We start from the raw sequence: 20,262 nt of genomic DNA, 5'->3' as shown, positions 1-20,262 counted from the left end.
ATAACTGCTTATTTAGTCAAAATTCATCAAGACCGAATATTGTAATTCTTCTGGCAGATGATCTGGGGTATCGCGACCTGAGTTGTTACGTAAACCATAGATTGGCGGGAATTTTCCTGGCCGGAAAAATAAATTTGTTACGTTAAATACTAAGAGATGATGCACCGCAGCCTTTTTTTCTTTAGTTGTTTTTTAGTGAATATTATGGGTCTTTATGCTCAATCAGCCATTAAAAAGGACAAACCTAACATATTGCTGATATTCACAGATGACCAGGGGTATCACGACGTATCTTATTATGGAACAAAGGACATCCGCACTCCCCATATAGATGCCATCCGCAACGAAGGCATGCGCATGGACTATTTCTACACCAACTCTCCCGTGTGTGCACCAACCAGGGCTGCTCTTATGTCGGGCAGATACCCCGACCAGGTGGGGGTACCGGGTTTGATTCGATCCATCCCAGATAACAATTGGGGATTTTTGAATCCCGGCACCCAGTTGATGCCAGCCATGCTCAAAAGAGCCAATTACCATACCGCACATATTGGAAAATGGAATTTAGGTTTTGAGAGCCCAAATTTACCCAACGAACATGGATTTGACCATTTCCACGGCTGGCTGGAGGATATGATGGATAACTACTGGACCCATCGCAGGCATGGTAGAAATTACATGCGTCTCAATGCTGATACTATAGATCCTGAGGGGCATGCCACAGATATTTTTACACAATGGTCTGTCGACTATATCGAGTCCAGAGCAGGAAGCGAAGCACCATTTTTTCTTTATCTTGCTTATAATGCGCCGCATTTTCCAGTTCAGCCCCCAAAAGACTGGCTGGAGAAGGTGAAAGAAAGAGAACCTGGCATCAGCGGCAAAAGGGCTGAATTGGTAGCTTTTATCGAACACATGGATCATGGCATAGGTAAAGTAGTTGAGGCGCTGAAAGAAACCGGACAGTACGAAAATACCCTCATTATTTTTACCAGCGACAATGGAGGGCACCTACCTTCGCTTGCCAATAATGGTCCTATCAGAGATGGGAAACAAAGCATGTATGAAGGAGGGCTAAGAGTGCCCACTGTGATTTCCTGGCCCGGGGTGATTCAGCCAGGATCTGTTTCGAGACAGGTAAACCTTACCATGGATATCTTTCCGACCCTCGCGGAAATTGCCGGTGTCCCTTTGGATCCCAAAGTTAACGGGAGGAGTTTCCTGCCTACTCTCTTTGGTGAGCCTGTAAAAGAGGAAAAAAGACCACTGTATTTCGTGCGCCGGGAAGGAGGTATCCGGTATGGAGGTAAGAGTTACCATGCCCTTCGATTGGGTGATTGGAAGCTGCTGCAAAATAGTCCTTATGAACCGATGGAGCTCTATAATCTCAGGGAGGATCCGGGAGAGGAAATGAATGTGATAGAAGAAAACTCCGAAATTTATAAGCAATTGAACGCACTGTTGAGGTTTCATATACAGGAAGGAGGGAGGACTCCCTGGCAAAAGCCCGAGTAGTCTAACTGTTACCAGCTAAAAACCGGAGCTGTGGATTGCCCTTTCTGTTTCCATATGACACTTAACCTATAAGGGTCGTTTTTGCTGGTGTTACCGGTGGTACCCAATAGGGTAAATTCCAAAAAAAAATCCTGTGATACTGCCCATAAGCTATATAATTTCATTGTCTGTTTTCCTGAAATAAAATATTTTAAAATTTTTATTCATTTTTTTAAGTAAAAAGTAGGTACCAGGTGTATTGCTTAAAATGAAAAAATATTTTGGATCAGGAAAAGCTTAAGCGATTTTTAAATAACCAGACCACACCGCTTGAAAACAGGGAAATCAGGGACTGGCTGGACAAAAAAGGATCTGAAGAACAGTTTCTCAGGAAGCTTCGGGAGGATTGGGATTTCCAGAGGGCGGCAGAGGTAAGTAGTTCCAGACGGGAAAAAATCCTTGATCAAATCCACAAGGCTACCTTGAAACCTTCCGGAGTAAATCATACATTTTATTTTATCGGAAAGTTTGGCAGAATGGCAGCCAGCTTTTTATTGTTGCTGTTTTCAGGGTATTTTCTGCTGGAGCTGGGCTTTAGAGAGATTGAACCGGAGCCCGTAACGGAAGTTGCTCCATACCCTATCCGGAAGAGCACTGGTGCAGGAGAGAAAATGAGACTGCTCCTTCCTGATAAATCCGAGCTGATCCTCAATTCACTCTCTTCAATTACCTTTTATTCTGATTACGGTACCAGCAACAGGGAAATAACTTTGGAAGGAGAAGCCTTTTTTAGTGTTGAGTCGAACCAGAAAAAGCCCTTCATTGTCAGATCCGGCGACGTAATCACTACTGCGCTGGGTACCGCTTTTAATGTTTATGCCAGAAAGGAAGCCGTAAGGGTTGCGCTTACAGCGGGTAAGGTGGAAGTTGCCAGAGATGCCCAGCTCCTTTCACTACTACCTGGCGAAATGGCATCTGAAAAGAAGGATAGGCAATATGAGTTGATCAAAGAAAAATTTGATCCGGAGCAGACTACTTTATGGAAGGAGGGAAAGATTCGCTTTCAGAGTAAGCCTTTCAGCGAAATTATACACACACTCGAAAGCTGGTACGGTGTGGAATTCCAGGTAAAAGCCTTTGAAGATCGAAAAGTAACCGGATTATTTAACAACGAAAGCCTGGACGATATTTTAACCGGACTGAGTTTCTCACTCGGCTTCGAATATCAGATTGACGAAAAAAGAGTACAAATAAAATTTTGATAGCCTATGCCAAAAAACAAAAAGCAGGATAAAATTCCCATCGCCAAATGAAACATTTTACCCTGCTTGCTTTAAAGAATCAATTCAATAAAACACCTAAAATTATGAAAAGAAAAATACTATACCTAATCAAGATGGTATCGAAAAACCTGTTATACGGCTGTATATTGCAGTGTATCTTTATGACTACCCTGCTGGCAAATGATTCCAAAGCCCAGATCAAACCCATCGACGAAACATTTCTACGGCTGGCCAACAAGGAATGGAGCCTGAAGGAAGTTTTTGAAGCACTGGAATCCAAAACACAATATGTGTTTGTTTTTCCGGATGATTTGCTTTCCGGCAGGGATCCGCTAGTACTGAAAACCGGCCGCCAGTCGGTCAATGATATCCTTATACAGGTAGCCCAATCTTCCCGATTAAAATTCAGACAGGTCAATAATGCGATTTATGTGGGCGGCAGCAATGATTCCGAACCCCAGGATGAAATCACTATTGCTTTCGATTTTGTAGAGATTAGCGGTAAGGTGGTAGATCAGGATGGAAGCCCCATACCCGGAGCCACCGTGCTGGTAGAGGGGACCTCTACCGGTACCGCTACCGATATAGACGGCAATTTTACAATAGAGGCTGCAGAAGGTGCTGTATTGCTTTTTTCCTTTATTGGATATGAGCCCCAGCGAATTACTGTAGCTAACCAAACGAACCTTACCGTTACGTTGAGGGAAGACCAGTCTTCTTTGGAAGAAGTAGTGGTGGTGGGCTACGGTACTCAGAAAAAAGTGAATGTCATCGGTTCGGTATCACAGATCACCTCTGAGAATATCGAAAATCGTCCTGTACAACAATTGTCTCAGGCCATTACAGGGCAAATGCCTGGGGTGACCGTGATTCAGCGATCCGGCAGGCCTGGGCAAAGCGGCGGCAATATCAGGGTAAGGGGGGTAGGCTCCTTTGGTGCCACTCCCAGTGCGTTGATCCTGATAGATGGTATACCTGGCAACATGAACGATATAAACCCGGATGATGTGCAGTCCATTTCGGTGCTGAAAGATGCATCTTCGGCGGCCATCTATGGAGCCAGGGCTGCAAACGGAGTTATTCTGGTAACCACCAAAAATGGTTCGGCCAAGAAAATGACAGTGAGCTACAATGGCTATGTCGGCGTTAACCGGCCTACCCAATTGCCACAATTTGTGGATTCGTGGGATTATGCTGCCATGTACAATATCGCTTCAGGAAGCAACAGTTATACCGAAGAGGACATCGCCAACTACCGTTCGCAATCCGATCCGGACAATTATCCCAATACCCGGTTTTTGGACCATGTGTTTGCAGGTGATGGGGTACAGACCGGCCATACCCTTACCCTGAATGGAGGTGATGAAAATAACAAGTACTTTCTTTCTGCCGGAATATTGAGTCAGGAAGGTATCGTGCCAAAGAACAAGTATGACCGGTATAATCTGAGACTAAATCTTGAAAATAAGTTGGGTGAACATTTTAAATTGACCACACGCCTGTTTGGCTCCATAGAAGAGCGCAATGAACCACAGGCCACGGCCAATAAGGGCGGCGAACTCAGTGATCAGCTCATTCAGAATGCTATCCGCTACCCGGCGGTTTACCTGGGACAGGCTTCAAATGGTGATTTTGGCATCGGGCCGGAAAGTGGCGGTACACCGGTATCCTGGTTGCAGTCCGATTCGTACCTGACCAATCCCAGGACCAGAACCGGGATCAATATGAAACTAGACTGGACGCCGGTAGAGGGGCTTGTTTTCTCAGCGATCGGTGGCTACAACTCATTTTTGCTGGAACAACGCTCCTACCTCGCATCCCAGAGACTCAACGATGACGTTTTTCATGCTCAATCTTACCTGAACCAATTCAGTAACAAAGAGATTTTCAAAACCGCCCAGCTTATCGGAGAGTACTCGAAAAGTTTTAATAAGAACAACCTGGATTTTTTATTGGGTTATACCTTCGAAAATCAGATCAATACCTATTTCAATGGCTACCGGCAGGACTTCCCCAGCAATGATTATACCGTGATAGATATGGGAGGGGCAGATAACCAGAGAGTAGGTGGTTTTGACGAACAATGGGCCATCCAATCGCTCATTACCAGAGTGAAGTTCAACCATGATGAAAAATATCTGTTTGAGACTACATTAAGATACGACGGCTCCTCCAGATTTCCTGAAAACAACAAATACGCTTTATTTCCATCCATGGCATTGGGATGGAGACTTTCAGACGAGGTATTGCTGGAAGACTGGACCTGGCTTTCAGACCTCAAATTGAAAGCATCCTGGGGAGTTTTGGGAAACCAGAATATTGGCAATTACCCCTACCAAACGGTGCTTAATTCCGGCAGAAATTATCCTTTCGGGGGCAGTATTTCCACCGGCGCAGCCTACTCAGACTACCGGGATGCCAACATTCGCTGGGAATCTACTGAAACGCTCGATTTTGGAGCTGAAACGAGTTTTCTCGAGGGTAAATTGTCCTTTAACTTTACCTATTTTAACCGCAATACCACCGACATTTTGTTTCAACCTACCGCAAGCGTTTCTTCGATCCTGGGAGTAGGTATTGGAGAAGTCAACACAGGTGCCGCGAGAAACAGGGGCTGGGAGTTTGACTTTGGATACAGGGATCAAATTGATCAATTTCAATACAATATCTCAGGAAATTTTTCCATCATCAATAATGAGGTCGTCACCCTGGGACTGGGCAATGTAGAGCAACCCAATGGAATGGTCGGTAACGGATCCTCCCTGTTTTTAGGCTTTCCCATGGAAATGTACTATGGCTATGAATCAGATGGCGTATTTATCAACGAGGAAGAAATCGGCTCCTGGCCAAATCAAGCAGCAATAACCCCCAATCCCCAGCCTGGGGATATCCGATATAAGGATATCAGCGGCCCGGATGGGGTTCCGGATGGCAGGGTCGACCCTACCTACGACAGAACTTTTCTGGGCAGCAGAATTCCCAAATATACTTACGGACTAAATTTTGGATCCAGATACAAAGGATTTGATGTTTCCGTGTTTCTGCAGGGTGTTGCCGGCGTAAGCGGATTTTTGAATAACTATGCCGGATGGGCCTTTTTTAATTTAGGCAATATTCAGGAATGGCAAATGAACGGCCGGTTTGATCCCCAAAGTCCGGAACGATATCCTGCCTATCCCCGGCTCGAAGTCATTACCAACAGCGGGACTCCGAATACAGTGCTTTCCGACTTCTGGGTGACCAATGCGTCCTACCTCAGGGTAAAAAACCTTCAGTTGGGGTATACACTGCCACCAGCAGTTCTTGAGCGGATCCGGCTTCAGAACCTGAGAATTTATCTGAGCGGGGAGAATGTGCTCTCTTTCACTTCCTACGTAGAAGGCTGGGATCCCGAGATCAATACCGGCGGCGCCTATTATCCAATCCTGGCTACCTATACCCTGGGTGTAAATGCCAGATTTTAAGTAAATGAATAAAAATATTAAGAACAGAACCTATGAAAACGATATATAAGCCATTGTTAGTTGTGCTCTTGTTGGTTTCGGGCATTTCCTGTGATGATAAACTGGAGCAATTTCCCACCGATGCCTTTGCGAGCGGAACCTTCTGGACCTCGGAATCAAATGCCCTTATCGCATTGACGGGCATGTATAGGGGCAATATCAATTATGGAACCCAGGTGGTTCCCTCTGATTGGTGGACCTATTGTGGAATAGTTTTTTTGGAATTTGCCACCGACAATGCCTATGACAGGAGAGGCGATAATTCCACCTATAACCGACTTACAGACGGTACCTTACTTCCCAATAACAATGTAGTGAATGGATACTGGCAGGGTTCCTACAGAAGAATTGCGATTACCAACGATTTTCTGGAGAATATAGACAATGTCAATATGCCCGGGGAAAGACGTGAACGTATGAAAAGTGAGGCCAGATTCTTAAGAGCAACCCAATATTTTTACCTGTCTCAGTTTTGGGGCGATGTACCTCTGGTCACCAATACCCTTACCCCTGATGAGGCCAATAATGTTGAAAAATCCAGTAAAGCGACGATCGTGGATTTCACCATACAGGAATTGGAGGAAGCTGTAGCGGGTTTGCCCAGATTTGCTGATATTCCGGCTTCGGAAACAGGCAGGGCAAGCAAACAGGCCGCTCTTGCTTTTTTGGGCAGGTTATACCTTTCCGAAAAGAGATTCGACGAAGCATCTGCCGTATACAAACAGATCATTGACTACGGAGACAATATCATTGATCCGGAGTACGGTCCCCTGTTCACTACCGAAAATGAAGACAGCAGGGAGAATATTTTCAGTGTTCAATTTGTTTCCGGGCTGGCACCCAATGCCATGCCGCAGCATGCTTTCCCCGCTGCTTCCAGTGGCTGGCACATCATCAACCCTCTGGGCAGCCTGGCAGAGGAGTATGGGTTTGACGATGGGACACCCTTCTCCTATGAGGATCCAAAATTTATCCAGGAAGATATGGGAGCCAACAGAGACCAGCGTTTCAGAGATACATTCATCTGGAACGAGTCTACTTTCCAGGGGAGACGATATGTATGTCACCCGGATTCGACACAATCCGTTGACCAGCTGACGTACTCCAAACAGGCTACCCGTACCGGCTTTGGAATCAGGAAATATTTCGACGAGTCATTTAATGGTAACTTGAGGAATGACTACGGTGGAAATATACCAATTATTCGATACGCAGAAGTTTTACTCAGTTACCTGGAGGCCGAACTGGAAGCGGGTAATCCCATCACGCAGGATTTGCTGGATCAAACGATCAACCTGGTGAGGGGTAGGGAATCGGTTGGTTTACCCCCTGTTACGGAAACTAACCCGGATGCGCTTCGGGAAATTCTAAGAAGGGAGCGGCGAATTGAACTGGCATTTGAAGGTACCCGATTGTGGGACATATTCCGTTGGGAAATAGGTGAGGAGGTATTGACCGGTGATTTTTGGGGCGCGCCATTCCCCGATTCCGAAAGGTACCCCACTACCTCGATCAAGCTGGACCCACAATCCAGGTGGTATGTCACGACGAAAAATTTCAGAGCCTCAGACTACCATTGGCCGATTCCGGAATCAGAAACCAATATCAATCCTAAGCTGGCCAATTAAGTCCGCAGCGGATTGCTGTCTGAGCAGGTAAATCACCATAGAAAAATAATGATAGAGATATGAAAAGAAGACATGCAGTAAAAGCCATTGCCCTGGGATCTGTGACCCCTCATTTACTTTTGGGAGGCACGGCTGGCTTTGTTCCGGCACCAAAGCGCAATCGGAAGGTGGGTTCTGCCGCATTTGCCAGCCAATGGGATGAATGGCCCGACATGCCCTGGGTAGGCCCCGAATATTGGGGAAACCGGCTTCAGGACTGGGAAATTCAGGATGGGCGGGCCATTTGTGTCATTTCGGACAAGAATCGTTCGCTCCATTGCCTTACCCACCAGATGGCCCCTGAGACTGGAGATTTTGATATTCAGGTAAAAATGAAATGGCACAATTCCGCGGTAAAAGGGCAGGCAGATGCTTACGCTGGGTTTCGCCTTGCTGCCAAAGGGAAATTTGACGACTACCGCTCTGCAGCGGTGTTTGGTCAGGGACTCGATGCGGGCATCACGGGTGCCGGCTACCTTTTTATTGGAGATAAAACGGGAAGCCAACAGCTATCGCTGGACGATGAGATCGTCTTAAAAATGGGAGGAAGAGGACATGAACTTCAGTTGAAGGCCCAAGATCAGCAGACTGGCAAACTACTGGCCATGCTGACCTATGCCCAGCCAGGAGCCACATGGGAGGGCAATCTGGCCCTGGTGGCCCATTTTCCCGAGGCGGACTCCGACAGCCCATCAGTCTCATTTTCCGATTGGCAAATCTCTGGCAGTAAAATAATCGGTGATGAAGCGCAGACTTTTGGCCCGGTCTGCTTTGCTCAGTACACCCTGCATGGCGGTATACTCAAGCTGGCAGCGCAGTTGGCTCCCGTAGACAGCATTAGTGGGCTTGAGCTCAGCCTCCAGATCCGGAAAAACGGAAATTGGGAAACATTGCAGCAATCCCGTCCCGATGCCCTGGGAAGGGTGGCACACTTCCGGCAGGAAAACTGGACAGCCAATCAGGCCACTCCTTACAGGATTAAACTGGACCTGCCCCTAAAGTCAGGTATTGCTACTTATTACTATACAGGTACCATCGCTAGGGAGCCAGGCGAGCAGGAACAGGTCAAGATGGCTGTTTTTAGCTGTAATGCAGACTATGGTTTTCCAGATCAGGAAGTCAGTAACCATTCGCTAAAGCACCAGCCAGATATGGCAGTCTTCCTGGGCGATCAGTTTTATGAAAGTACGGGAGGATTTGGCATTCAGACGGCTCCCCTAGAAAAGTCAAGCCTGGATTACCTCAGAAAGTGGTACATGTTTGGCTGGTCCTACAGGGAGATATTCCGCCACATTCCCAGCGCCTTTATTCCGGATGACCACGATGTCTACCATGGAAATGTCTGGGGCGAAGGTGGTAAAAATGCGCCTACGAATGAGGGTTGGGGCTATGTTGCCCAGGATCAGGGTGGATACAAAATGCCACCCGAGTGGGTAAATATGGTACAGTTGACCCAGACTGGCCACCTGCCTGACCCATTTGACCCCAGGCCGGTCAAGCAGGGAATAGGCACTTACTATACAGATTGGGTGTATGGAGGGGTGAGTTTTGCCATACTGGAGGACCGTAAATTTAAATCTGCTCCAAAAAATGTTTTGCCTGAGGAGGCCATGGTAACGAACGGTTTTATTCAAAATCCTGAATTCGATATTAAGGAGCATTATGACATCGATGCCCAATTGTTGGGAGAGCGTCAACTGGAATTTCTGCAACACTGGTCTACCGATTGGAGCAAGGGAGCTGAAATGAAGGCGGTCCTTTCGCAAACCAATTTTTGCACGGTGGCAACCTTGCCCGAAGGAAGTATCATTGACAGTATCGTACCCCGGCTACCCATACCCAACCCGGGTGAATATGTACCGGGAGATGCCCCTACATCTGACATGGATTCAAATGGCTGGCCCCAGAAGGGAAGAGACGAAGCCTTGAAAATCATCCGCAAAGGCTTTGCCCTGCACGTGGCGGGTGACCAACACCTGGCGTCAGTAGTGCATTATGGGGTAGATGAGTTTGAAGACGCAGGATACGCATTTGCGGGTCCGGCATTGAATAACCTCTTCCCGCGCCGCTGGTGGCCACCATTGGAGCAAAAACAGGGAGAACTACCGGGAAAACCTGCTTATACAGGGAAATTTCATGATGGCTTTGGCAATAAAATGACCGTGCATGCAGTAGCCAATCCAAAGAAAACAGGTCAGGAGCCGGCCTTGATCCATGACCGTTCTACAGGCTATGGGATCGTTATCTTTGATAAAGTTCAGAAAACCATGAGCATGGAGTGCTGGCCACGCTACATGGACCCGGAAAGAAATCCCGATGGCCAGTTCGAGGGTTGGCCAATGACCATCAGCCAGCAGGACAATTACGCCAAAGCAAGTATCGGCTACCTGCCGGAATTGGATTTGAGGGAATGGAACAAACCGGTCGTCCAGGTTATAGATGAAGAGACCGGTGAGCTGGTTTATGGACTTAGGGTGAGGGAGAAAAACTTCCGCCCCAGGATCTTTAAAGACCGCAAATACCAGGTAAAAGTATGGGAGGCAGATGAGGAAGTGCCGCAGATTTTTAGCGGTTTGGCCTTGGATCATGAGGAAAAAGCTTCCTTATTTGTAGCACGCCGGGCTTAAATCTTAAACTAAATTACTGTTGTTTCATGACCTTCAGATTAATCTTATTTCTCGCTTTTTTTGCTATCGCCTGCTCTGCAGAAAAGCCGGCAGAGCAGGCCCCACCCAACATCATCTACATTCTGGCGGATGATTTGGGATATGGGGATTTGGGCTGTTACGGACAGGAAAAGATTGAAACTCCTCACATCGATGCGCTTGCCGCAAGCGGGATGCTATTTACACAGCATTATGCCGGATCACCGGTTTGCGCACCATCCAGAGCGGTATTGCTGACGGGACAGCACAGTGGAAGGGCTCAGGTACGCGGAAATGACGAATGGGGGGATCGAGGAGATGTCTGGGATTTCATGGCCATGCTTGCTGACTCCACACTGGAAGGGCAGCGTCCGATCAGGGAGGGAACCACTACACTGGGTTCTCTTCTGCAGGGCGCAGGATATGCTACGGCTATCGTTGGAAAATGGGGTTTGGGAGCACCCCATACGGAGGGCGTGCCCAACAAACAGGGATTTGATTATTTTTTCGGTTACAATTGCCAGCGTCAGGCCCATACTTTATATCCGGTTCACCTTTGGGAAAATGACCGAAGAGTGTATCTGAATAATGATACCGTCCCTCCCAATACCCGCCTTCCGGAAGGAGCAGATCCCTATGCACGAGCAAGTTATTCGGATTATTTTCTTACCGACTATGCACCCGGGGAAATGTTTGAACGGATAACGGCATTTGTATCGGATCAGAAAAACAATCCTTTTTTCCTGTACTGGGCCACACCTATTCCACACGTCCCCCTTCAGGTGCCGACCAAATGGGTAGATTACTATGTCGATAAATTCGGAGATGAGGAACCTTACCTGGGCGAGCGTTCCTACTTTCCCGCCCGCCATCCAAGAGCTACCTACGCAGCGATGGTCAGCTACCTTGACGAGCAGGTAGGACAACTGGTACAGCAACTCAAAGAGCAGGGGGTATATGACAATACTCTGATTATTTTTACTTCTGATAATGGCCCCACCTTTAACGGTGGTACCGATTCTCCCTGGTTCAATAGTGCCGGGCCTTTCAGGGAAGAAAGGGGTTTTGGAAAAGGGTATCTTTACGAGGGCGGCATACGTGTGCCCATGATTGCTTCCTGGCCTGTGGTGATAGATAAAGGCACCACTACTGATCATGTATCCGCATTTTACGATGTCATGCCCACTTTGGCGGAAATAGCTGGAGTGGAGGCCCCATTTGATTCTGATGGCATTAGTTTCCTTCCCGCGTTAAAGGGTGAAAAACAAGACAAACATGAATTCTTATACTGGGAGTTTCCTTCCTATGGTGGGCAAATGGCCGTGAGAATGGGCAATTGGAAGGCGCTGCGGTTAAACATGCAGGAGCAGCCGTCTGAATGGCAGCTTTTTGATTTGGAAAACGACCCAATGGAAACCAATGATCTGGCTGCCGAACATCCCGAAATAATCAGAAAAGTAGCGCAAATCGTGGCTGAAGCCCATGTGCCGGCAGCAAATCCCCGGTGGAGGTTTTCCGCCCTGGGAGAGTAGGTTAAGAAAAGCCCGAAAGTAGGTTTCCCCTAATCAGGCCATTTATCCAATTATCCCGGATTTATTCCGGGTCCCCTTTAGAATTCATTGCTCTATTGGTAATGTAAGAGATAATTGGTACCTTATGCGGGTAAATAACCAAATAATCGCATGCGTGTAAAACGATACCAGGTCCTGCTGGCAGGCCTGATAGTTCCTTTGATGGCCGTTTTTTTATTGTACGCCTGTAGCGGTAGTGGCGACCTAAAAAGTCCTGAAATCCCGGATCAGGTAAGTTATAATTTTCATATTCGCCCCATTCTATCGGACAATTGTTTTGCCTGCCATGGCCCGGATGCGAATAAAAGAGAGGCCGGGTTGCGGCTGGATACAGAAGAGGGTGCCTATGCCGCACTGCAGGAAAACCCCGGTACACACGCTGTAGTCCCCGGGAAACCAGCGGAATCCCAATTGATACAGCGGATCTTTTCCACTGATCCGGCGCAAATGATGCCCCCGGCGGAATCCAACCTTAAGATTTCTGAACACGAAAAAAAACTGATCAAAAAATGGATCGATCAGGGGGCAGTGTATGAGAAACACTGGGCGTTTATTCCTCCTGAGAAAAGCAAATTGCCTGCTGTTGACCGCAGGGGATGGTCAGAAAACCCTATTGACGCATTTGTATTGGCAAAAATGAAGGAAAACGGACTAAGCCCCAATCAGGAAGCAGAAAAATCCTACTTGTTGAAACGGCTGAGTCTGGACCTTACAGGGCTACCTCCTGAAATCGCTGAGGTAAAAGACTTTTTAAACAACGGCAGGACCTGGGAGGAGATGATAGACCATTATCTGGAAAAGCCTGCGTTCGGGGAGCGTATGGCCCTGCTTTGGCTGGATATCGCCAGATATGCGGATTCCTTTGGCTACCAGAATGACAACATCCGGACTCAGTGGCCCTATCGGGACTGGGTAATACACGCTTTTAACAAGAACATGCCTTATGACCAGTTTCTTACCTGGCAATTCGCTGGCGACCTGCTGCCCAACCCAAATAAGGAACAACTACTCGCCACGGCTTTTAATAGAAACCACAAGATCACCGAAGAAGAAGGCGTCATTGATGAAGAATACCGGGTGGAATATGTGCTGGACAAAACCAACACCTTCAGTAAGGTCACGTTAGGGATCACAATGGAATGTGCCCAATGCCATGATCACAAGTACGATCCCATTTCTCAAAAGGATTATTTCAACCTCTATGCATTTTTCAACAATACTCCCGAAAAGGGATTTGAGGGAGGAGCAGGATCAGCAGTAAGGGCAAAGACCCCGTTGATCTGGGTAGAGGAAGCAGACACCAGAGGCATTCTGGATTTTGTCAATCATCCCGATACGAGCAGGGTGGCTGTATCCATCATGCAGGATCTGCAGGATTCAGTCCGGCCTACCTATGTATTGGACCGGGGCCTCTATGATGCACCTACCGGTGAGCGCTTGAAGGCAGGGACCCCTGCAGCGATCAGGTCCTTTGACCCCCAGCTGCCGGCAAATAGATTGGGTCTGGTGCAATGGGCCCTTCAGGATGACCACCCGCTTACCGCCAGGGTATTTGTCAATCTGATTTGGCAGGAGATATTTGGCAAGGGATTGGTGCCCTCGGCGGGTGACTTTGGCATGCAGGGAAAATTACCCACGCATCCTGAGCTACTGGACTGGCTGGCTGTGGATTTCCGGGAAAATGGCTGGGACATCAAACGCCTGATACGGTTAATCGTCAGCTCGGCTACCTACCGGCAGTCCGCTGAGCTGAAACCCGACCATCAGGAAAAGGATGCGGAAAATGTATACCTGGCGCGATTTCCCCGACTGCGCCTCCATGCCGAGCTTATCCGGGATTTTGTACTTTCCAGCAGTGGTCTTTTGGTTCCCGATATCGGAGGCCCGAGCGTGAAGCCCTACCAGCCCGCCGGTTTGTGGGAGGCATCCAGCTCAGGACGGGGAGAATTGAACGTTTACCGGCAGGACAAAGGCGACAAACTGTACCGGCGGGGGATCTATACCTTTATCAAACTAACTTTGCCGCCACCCTCATTGCTGATTTTTGACGGAAGTAACCGTGACATATGCCAGGTGGGCAGAAACCGAACCAACACGCCTCTTCAGGCCCTGGTCATGCTAAACGACCCGCTGGTGCTGGAGGCATCCAGGGTGCTGGCAGAAAGTTTGAACAAAGCACATGAAAATCCGGAATTGGCTATAGAGGAGGCCTTTCTCAGAATATTGGCCCGATTGCCTAAACCGGGGGAAAAGGAAATGATGCTTACCTATTATGAGGAGGAACTCGGTCGTTTTACAGACCAGCCCGCGGCTGCGCAGAAAGTGGTGGATATCGGGGCCTCTCCCTTGCCGGAAACGCAGAAAACTGCAGCATCGGCTGCTCTAATGCAGGTAATTGTGGCGCTGTATAATCTGGAAGAGGCGGTTACAAAGACCTGAGGAGGCGCCGCATTTTCGACAACTGGCTGGCAAAAGCCCGATCTGATACCGTAGTTAAAACGTAAGATATTGATATTCAGAAAAAGTACTTCAGTACACCCCTGGATTGGCATGTGCGATTGGTATGATTAAAAATTTAGTGTTATCACTTGAGGTCCGGCGAAATATTTGAAATGCATTGGAAATGTTGTAGATATTAATTGCAGTGCCGGTCGATTTCACAAAATATCCACGCATGATTTGAATGGCAAATAAATGACTTTTTAATGGTGTCAAATTATTAATTATTTTAAGATGTTTTTGGTAGGATATATTTTGATTTTGTTTTAAATTGGATTATTAAATTTGTATTTGAATTGATGTTGTATACGATTATTTCAGGTTACAGGAACTGGAAAAAGATATTGTTTTTTAGGGATTTCCGGCGTAGCCCAAAACCATTGTGATTTCCGTTTTGGTGTCCAAACCTGCCTTGATTTAGTCAAACTTGCCTGAATTGGTCATCGGAGCGAAGCTATAACCTCATTAAAATACTTTTTTAGTTGGAAATATCCTGCAACCATTCCTATTTTCTGATTTAGGAACCTTGCTGGAATTCACGCAGGATTCGGTTGAACTCAGTAACTGGCGTGATCTGATTTTACTGAATTTGAAACGGTATTCGTTCAGAAGTAACGAGTGGTAAGGTCTGAATCTTTAGATTGCATTTCCTGGTTATTGCTCATCTCCGGTTTTTTTCCCATGGAATCGGGGCTCAAATTGGGATGGGATCGTTTAAAGATGTTCAGCTTTTTGAATAGTCCAGGTCTGATCGAAATCAGATCGTAAATTTTTGCAATACAGTAAACCCAACACTGCTATGAATTTAGAAAACAGCTCCTGACTCTTGCTACATCTTCCCAGAGCGTCCCATTCATGCGGGTATGCCGGATTCCTGGTCAAATCGCATGGTTTGGTGTCGCTGGTTGCTCCATGTACAAGGGGATTACGTTCCTTGGTTGCCCGTAAGGGTGATGTTTACCATTTGCGGCGTGACTACTGGTTTCAAAAAAAGAGTTGCTGTTTTCCATTTTTTCCCGGGACAGTAAATGTAAGGAGAAGCAGTCTGTCTCACGCCAGCCCATTAATCTAAAAGACAAAAACCTAATGTATAATAAATTACTAAAGGCAGTAATAAAATTTCGCGAAAAGGCGGAATTTGCACTGTCGATCTTACTGGTGGCTAGCCTAACGCTCAGTCAGCCCGGTCAGGCGAGAACAAATTCCAAATCCGATTTTGGCGCAGTCAAGCAAGAAGCGGATGTAACCATTTCCGGTACGGTTCTCGACGAAAACGGAGAGCCCCTTCCCGGCGCTACTGTTTCTGTACAGGGAACTACCCGCGGAACAGTCACGGATCTTGACGGCAAATTTTCTATCACCGTGCCCGAAGAGTCTACGCTGGTAATCTCTTTTATCGGTTACCAGACCCAAACCATAATCGCAGGCAATCAAACCAATCTTACCATTCGGATGAATCAGGATTCTTCTGCCCTGGAGGAAGTCGTCGTCATCGGTTATGGCACGCAGAAGAAGTCTGATTTGACCGGATCTGTAGGTTCAGTTGGAGAAGCTGAGCTGAATGAACGGCCCTCTCCATCACTTAACCAGGCCCTGGCTGGTAGAGTGGCAGGTGTTCAGGTTAACGTTAATTCAGGTCGGCCAGGTGGCCGAACCAACGTACGAATTCGGGGATTTAGTTCCATCAACTCTTCCAATAATCCTTTATATGTCGTCGACGGAGTCCAATTGCCCATGAGTAACCAGGATCAGGCAAGTAATGCGATTGATTACATCAACCCAAACGACATCGTCTCCGTGGAAGTATTGAAGGATGCATCTTCTACTGCAATATATGGATCCAGGGGTGCAAATGGAGTCATCTTGATTACTACCAAAAAAGGCAAATCAGGTGAAGGAACGCTGACCTATAATGTGGATTTCAGCGTCAATACAATTGGCCCGAACAGACCTGAAGTTTTGAACGCGGCCGAATATTTGGCTGTAGAAGAACTTGCCTGGCGGAATATGGAAAAATATGATCCGGAAGGCTGGAACGCGGGGAGATGGGCCTATCTGAATCCTGCACTGAGACGAACTGATCCACGAATTTTTGATAGTCAGGGCAATCCCTTGTTTGACACCAACTGGCTTAATGAAACCACCCAGAATAAATTATCCCAAAACCATCAACTAGGATTTACAGGAGGTAACGAACGAACACGGTATTCCTTATCATTGGGATATCGGGATGATGAGGGTTTGTTAAAAACGTCATACCTCACCCGTTATTCCACCCGATTTACCATCGATGATCAGGTGAAACCCTGGTTAAATGTTGGCGGTACACTCAGTTACAATAACCAATCGGAAAACCTGGTAGATGTCAGCGATGCAGTACCAAGGCAAATTGTGGAGGATTTTCCATTTTTACCTGTAAGGTACGAGGATGGTACCTTTGCCAACAACAGAGATTATCCTTTTGCCGAAGGCACAATGAGTTCCATGCACCGTTTGTACGGTAGAAAGTATATCCTGAATACCCAAACGACGTTGGGGAGTGCGTACTCGAATATCAAATTTGCCGAAGGCCTGGAAATGCGGACCGTTTTGGGGGTGAATATCTTCACCCAGGAAAATAACCAATCCAGCACGCGTACCCTGGCCATTGCCCAATCCGGAACGGCATCCAAAAGTTTAAACAGGGACACTTTCTGGTCCCTGGAAAATTACCTTACCTATAATAAAGTATTCGCAGAAAGACATGCATTCACCGGATTATTGGGTATTTCCTGGCAGGAAAACACTTACTCCAGCATGAGTGCAAGTATTCAGAATTTTGCAACAGATTTCTTTACCTATAACAACCTTGGAGCCGGATCACAGCTTCCACGTGTCGGATCGAATGCATCTCGGCATGCTTTAAATTCTTTTTTCGCAAGGATAAACTATATTCTTGACGACAAATATTTGTTTACAGCTACCGGAAGAGCCGATGGAGCCTCCAAATTTGGTGAGAATAACAAATATGCGATTTTCCCCTCTGCTGCCCTGGCCTGGAGACTATCCGAGGAAGGATTTTTACAAGGGAATACCCTTATCTCAAATTTGAAATTGAGGACCAGCTATGGGCTGACGGGTAACTCAGAGATTCCACCCTACTCCTCCCTGTCACTTTTGAGCTCAAATTATTCCGCCATTTGGAATGAGACCCAGGTTGGAGGTACAGGTATTAACCGACTCGCCAATCCCGACCTAAGGTGGGAAAAGACTGCTCAGAGCGATATCGGTTTAGAACTTGGCTTGTTTCAAAACAGGCTTACTCTGGAGTTTGACTACTATTACAGAAAAACGACAGACATGTTGTTGGATTCTCCCGTTCCAAGGACCAGTGGTTACGCAACTATTAGAAGAAATGTCGGCTCCATGGAGAATAAAGGCGTTGAACTTACACTAAATGGAGTAATTGTAGAAAAGGCCGATTTTTCCTGGAACAGTAGTTTTAACTTTTCTGCAAACCGCAATAAAGTATTGTCATTAGCCACACCCGCGGATATTTTCGGTGTCGGCGGACCAAACTTTACCAATCAGACAAATATTATCCGGATTGGCGAGCCGGTGGGTTCTTTCTGGGGTTTGGTGCGGCTGGGAACCTGGAATGAATCCGAAAGAAGTGAGGCAGCAGAGTTTGTCAGTTATAGAAATGGATTGACCATTCTCCCTGGGGATATCAAATATCTCGATGTAAATGGAGATAAGGCCATAAACGATTCTGATCGCATGATTATAGGTAACGGGAATCCCAAATTTTGGGGTGCGCTAACCAACAATATTCGCTTCAGAAATTGGGATTTGGCAGTGGATCTTCAGTACATGTATGGAAATGATCTTCTGGACATGAACTTACATCCGAGTGAAGACCGGCAAGCACTGGCAAATAGTTACCGCACGGTGCTGGATGCCTGGACTCCGGACAATCAGAATTCCATGATAGCAGAAATCAGGGATACACGGGCTGGTTACGTGACAAATGTGGATTCCCGATGGGTTAAAGATGCGTCGTTTTTAAGAGGACGCAATCTTCTTTTAGGCTACACATTTCCTGTAGAGGTAGCAAACAGGCTGCGGTTGAGCAGGCTCCGGGTGTATACTTCCACTCAAAATTTCTTTCTGGTTACAGGAGATGAAATTATTGGCGATCCTGAAGTGACCCCGATAAGGGGAGGGGATGGCAGCAACGTGTTTTCTCAGGGAATGAACTGGCATAGCTATCCCAAGCCGACTACCTATTTACTTGGTATTCAAGTCGCTTTGTAAATTTTGAGTTATTTAATGAATCGAGAAATGAAAAAAATAATTAGCAATATAATTTGGACCCCTGTAAGCATAAGCGTTATTGCGATAGCTGTTTTGACGGGCTGTCAGGATTTTCTGAGTGAAGAAGATCCTTCTAACCTTACACCGGAAAGCTTTTATACCATTCCTGACCATGCTGAGGCGGCCCTTGCAGCAGTTTATGCGGATACTAGATTTATTGGTGACGGGGCGGGGATATTTTCTTCTAATTGGCAACTTCTGGAGGCTCCTACCGGAACCTCTACTACGGAGACAGCCCAGAATTCCGATTTGAACAACCTGTATGGTTTGATTTATGATGGTAGAACGGGTCATATTATCAATTGGTGGAACGGCTTGTACAAGGTAATCGCACAGGCCAACATGGTCTTGGATAAAGTACCTGCAATTACGCCGATGGACGAAGCTCAAAAAACGAAAATTCTTGGTGAGGCCAGATTCCTGAGAGCATGGGCCTATTTTTATGCCGTTCGGCTTTGGGGGAATATACCATTGATCACCGACCCTCAAACGGCAGCTTCTGAAAACTTCAGACCTTCGCCCTCGCCTCAGGAAGCAGTATATCAGGTAATCGTGGACGATTTGAAAGCGGCAGAGGCTGCGGGCCTTCCCTGGATGGATGTGAGCGGTAGGGTATCACAAGCAGCTGTAAAAAGTCAATTGGCAAAGGTGTACCTGACCATGGCGGGGTTTCCGTTGAGTTTGGGCAACGAGTACTACCAGATGGCTGCACAAAAATCAGCTGAGGTTATAGAGTATGCCAATGCAAACCCAAACCTCATCAATTTATTCCCTACTTACGGAGACCTTCACGATGCAATGCTATTAAGTTAAGCTTTTTTGTTTTTTATTTTGGTTTCAAAATTGAAAAATTTTGATTTTCAACTGCTAGTTTTGGACTTTTTATTAGGTTTTAGGCATAGCCTTCCTTACTCCTGAAGCAGGTGTCAATTTTTGGTGCGATATGTTGTATTTTCTTCTCTTTCCTTCCCTTTTTTGCTATTTATAGTATTGGTTGGTCCTTGCCGATTTTCCCAGACCCTTTCTAGAAAATTTCCTTCCCTTCTTTACCGCTACCTGCTTTCGGGCTATCTTGTTGACCAGGATTTCCAGTATTTTTTCCACACTTTCCCGGCTGAACAACTCCACAATCCTTTTTCTGAGTTGTAGAAAAGCATTTTTCCAGTTGTATTTGTACGTCAATTTCCGTTTCTTTTTCCTAGACCTACTTTTCTTTTCAATCTGCTCAGTAGCAGCTATACCGG

9 protein-coding genes and 1 pseudogene are annotated in these 20,262 nt (G+C 46.7%); 9 read left to right on the top strand and 1 reads right to left on the bottom strand.

Going from position 1 to position 20,262, the window contains the following annotated elements; translation table 11 throughout:
* Positions 1-252: 252 nt before the first annotated feature.
* From BUB19_RS22170 to BUB19_RS22130, 9 genes and pseudogenes are all read left to right on the top strand, one after another.
* Positions 253-1,515: a sulfatase-like hydrolase/transferase gene (locus BUB19_RS22170; RefSeq protein ID WP_245802927.1), complete on the top strand. Its 1,263-nt coding sequence runs from the start codon at positions 253-255 to the stop codon at positions 1,513-1,515.
* A gap of 260 nt (positions 1,516-1,775) precedes the next feature.
* Positions 1,776-2,756 (top strand): FecR family protein, encoded by a 981-nt coding sequence (locus BUB19_RS22165; protein WP_073097855.1) that lies wholly within the window; start codon positions 1,776-1,778, stop codon positions 2,754-2,756.
* A 104-nt stretch (positions 2,757-2,860) separates the two neighbouring features.
* Entirely contained in the window at positions 2,861-6,241 is a 3,381-nt protein-coding gene (locus tag BUB19_RS22160) for a SusC/RagA family TonB-linked outer membrane protein (RefSeq protein WP_245802926.1), read from the top strand.
* 32 nt (positions 6,242-6,273) lie between these two features.
* Positions 6,274-7,908, top strand: coding sequence for a RagB/SusD family nutrient uptake outer membrane protein (locus BUB19_RS22155; RefSeq protein ID WP_073097851.1), 1,635 nt, complete (start codon positions 6,274-6,276; stop codon positions 7,906-7,908).
* 59 nt (positions 7,909-7,967) lie between these two features.
* Positions 7,968-10,574 (top strand): alkaline phosphatase D family protein, encoded by a 2,607-nt coding sequence (locus BUB19_RS22150; RefSeq protein ID WP_073097849.1) that lies wholly within the window; start codon positions 7,968-7,970, stop codon positions 10,572-10,574.
* A 26-nt stretch (positions 10,575-10,600) separates the two neighbouring features.
* The gene (locus tag BUB19_RS22145) at positions 10,601-12,124 is read left to right on the top strand and encodes an arylsulfatase (protein WP_073097847.1); all 1,524 of its coding nucleotides are present in this window, start codon (positions 10,601-10,603) and stop codon (positions 12,122-12,124) included.
* 150 nt (positions 12,125-12,274) lie between these two features.
* Entirely contained in the window at positions 12,275-14,602 is a 2,328-nt protein-coding gene (locus BUB19_RS22140) for a PSD1 and planctomycete cytochrome C domain-containing protein (RefSeq protein ID WP_073097845.1), read from the top strand.
* A 1,146-nt stretch (positions 14,603-15,748) separates the two neighbouring features.
* Entirely contained in the window at positions 15,749-18,958 is a 3,210-nt protein-coding gene (locus BUB19_RS22135; protein WP_073097967.1) for a SusC/RagA family TonB-linked outer membrane protein, read from the top strand.
* 39 nt (positions 18,959-18,997) lie between these two features.
* Positions 18,998-19,810 (top strand): annotated as a pseudogene (locus BUB19_RS22130) (RagB/SusD family nutrient uptake outer membrane protein); the annotation flags it as partial.
* Positions 19,811-19,996: 186 nt separating this feature from the next.
* Here BUB19_RS22130 and BUB19_RS22125 read toward each other — a convergent pair.
* Positions 19,997-20,262: hypothetical protein (locus BUB19_RS22125; protein WP_218588586.1), on the bottom strand; the 266-nt coding region annotated here is incomplete at its 5' end.

The organism is Cyclobacterium lianum, assembly GCF_900143075.1.
Classification (GTDB): Bacteria; Bacteroidota; Bacteroidia; order Cytophagales; family Cyclobacteriaceae; genus Cyclobacterium; species Cyclobacterium lianum.
The sequence above is the reverse complement of the archived record's forward strand: the minus strand, read 5'-3'. Positions and strand labels throughout refer to the sequence as shown.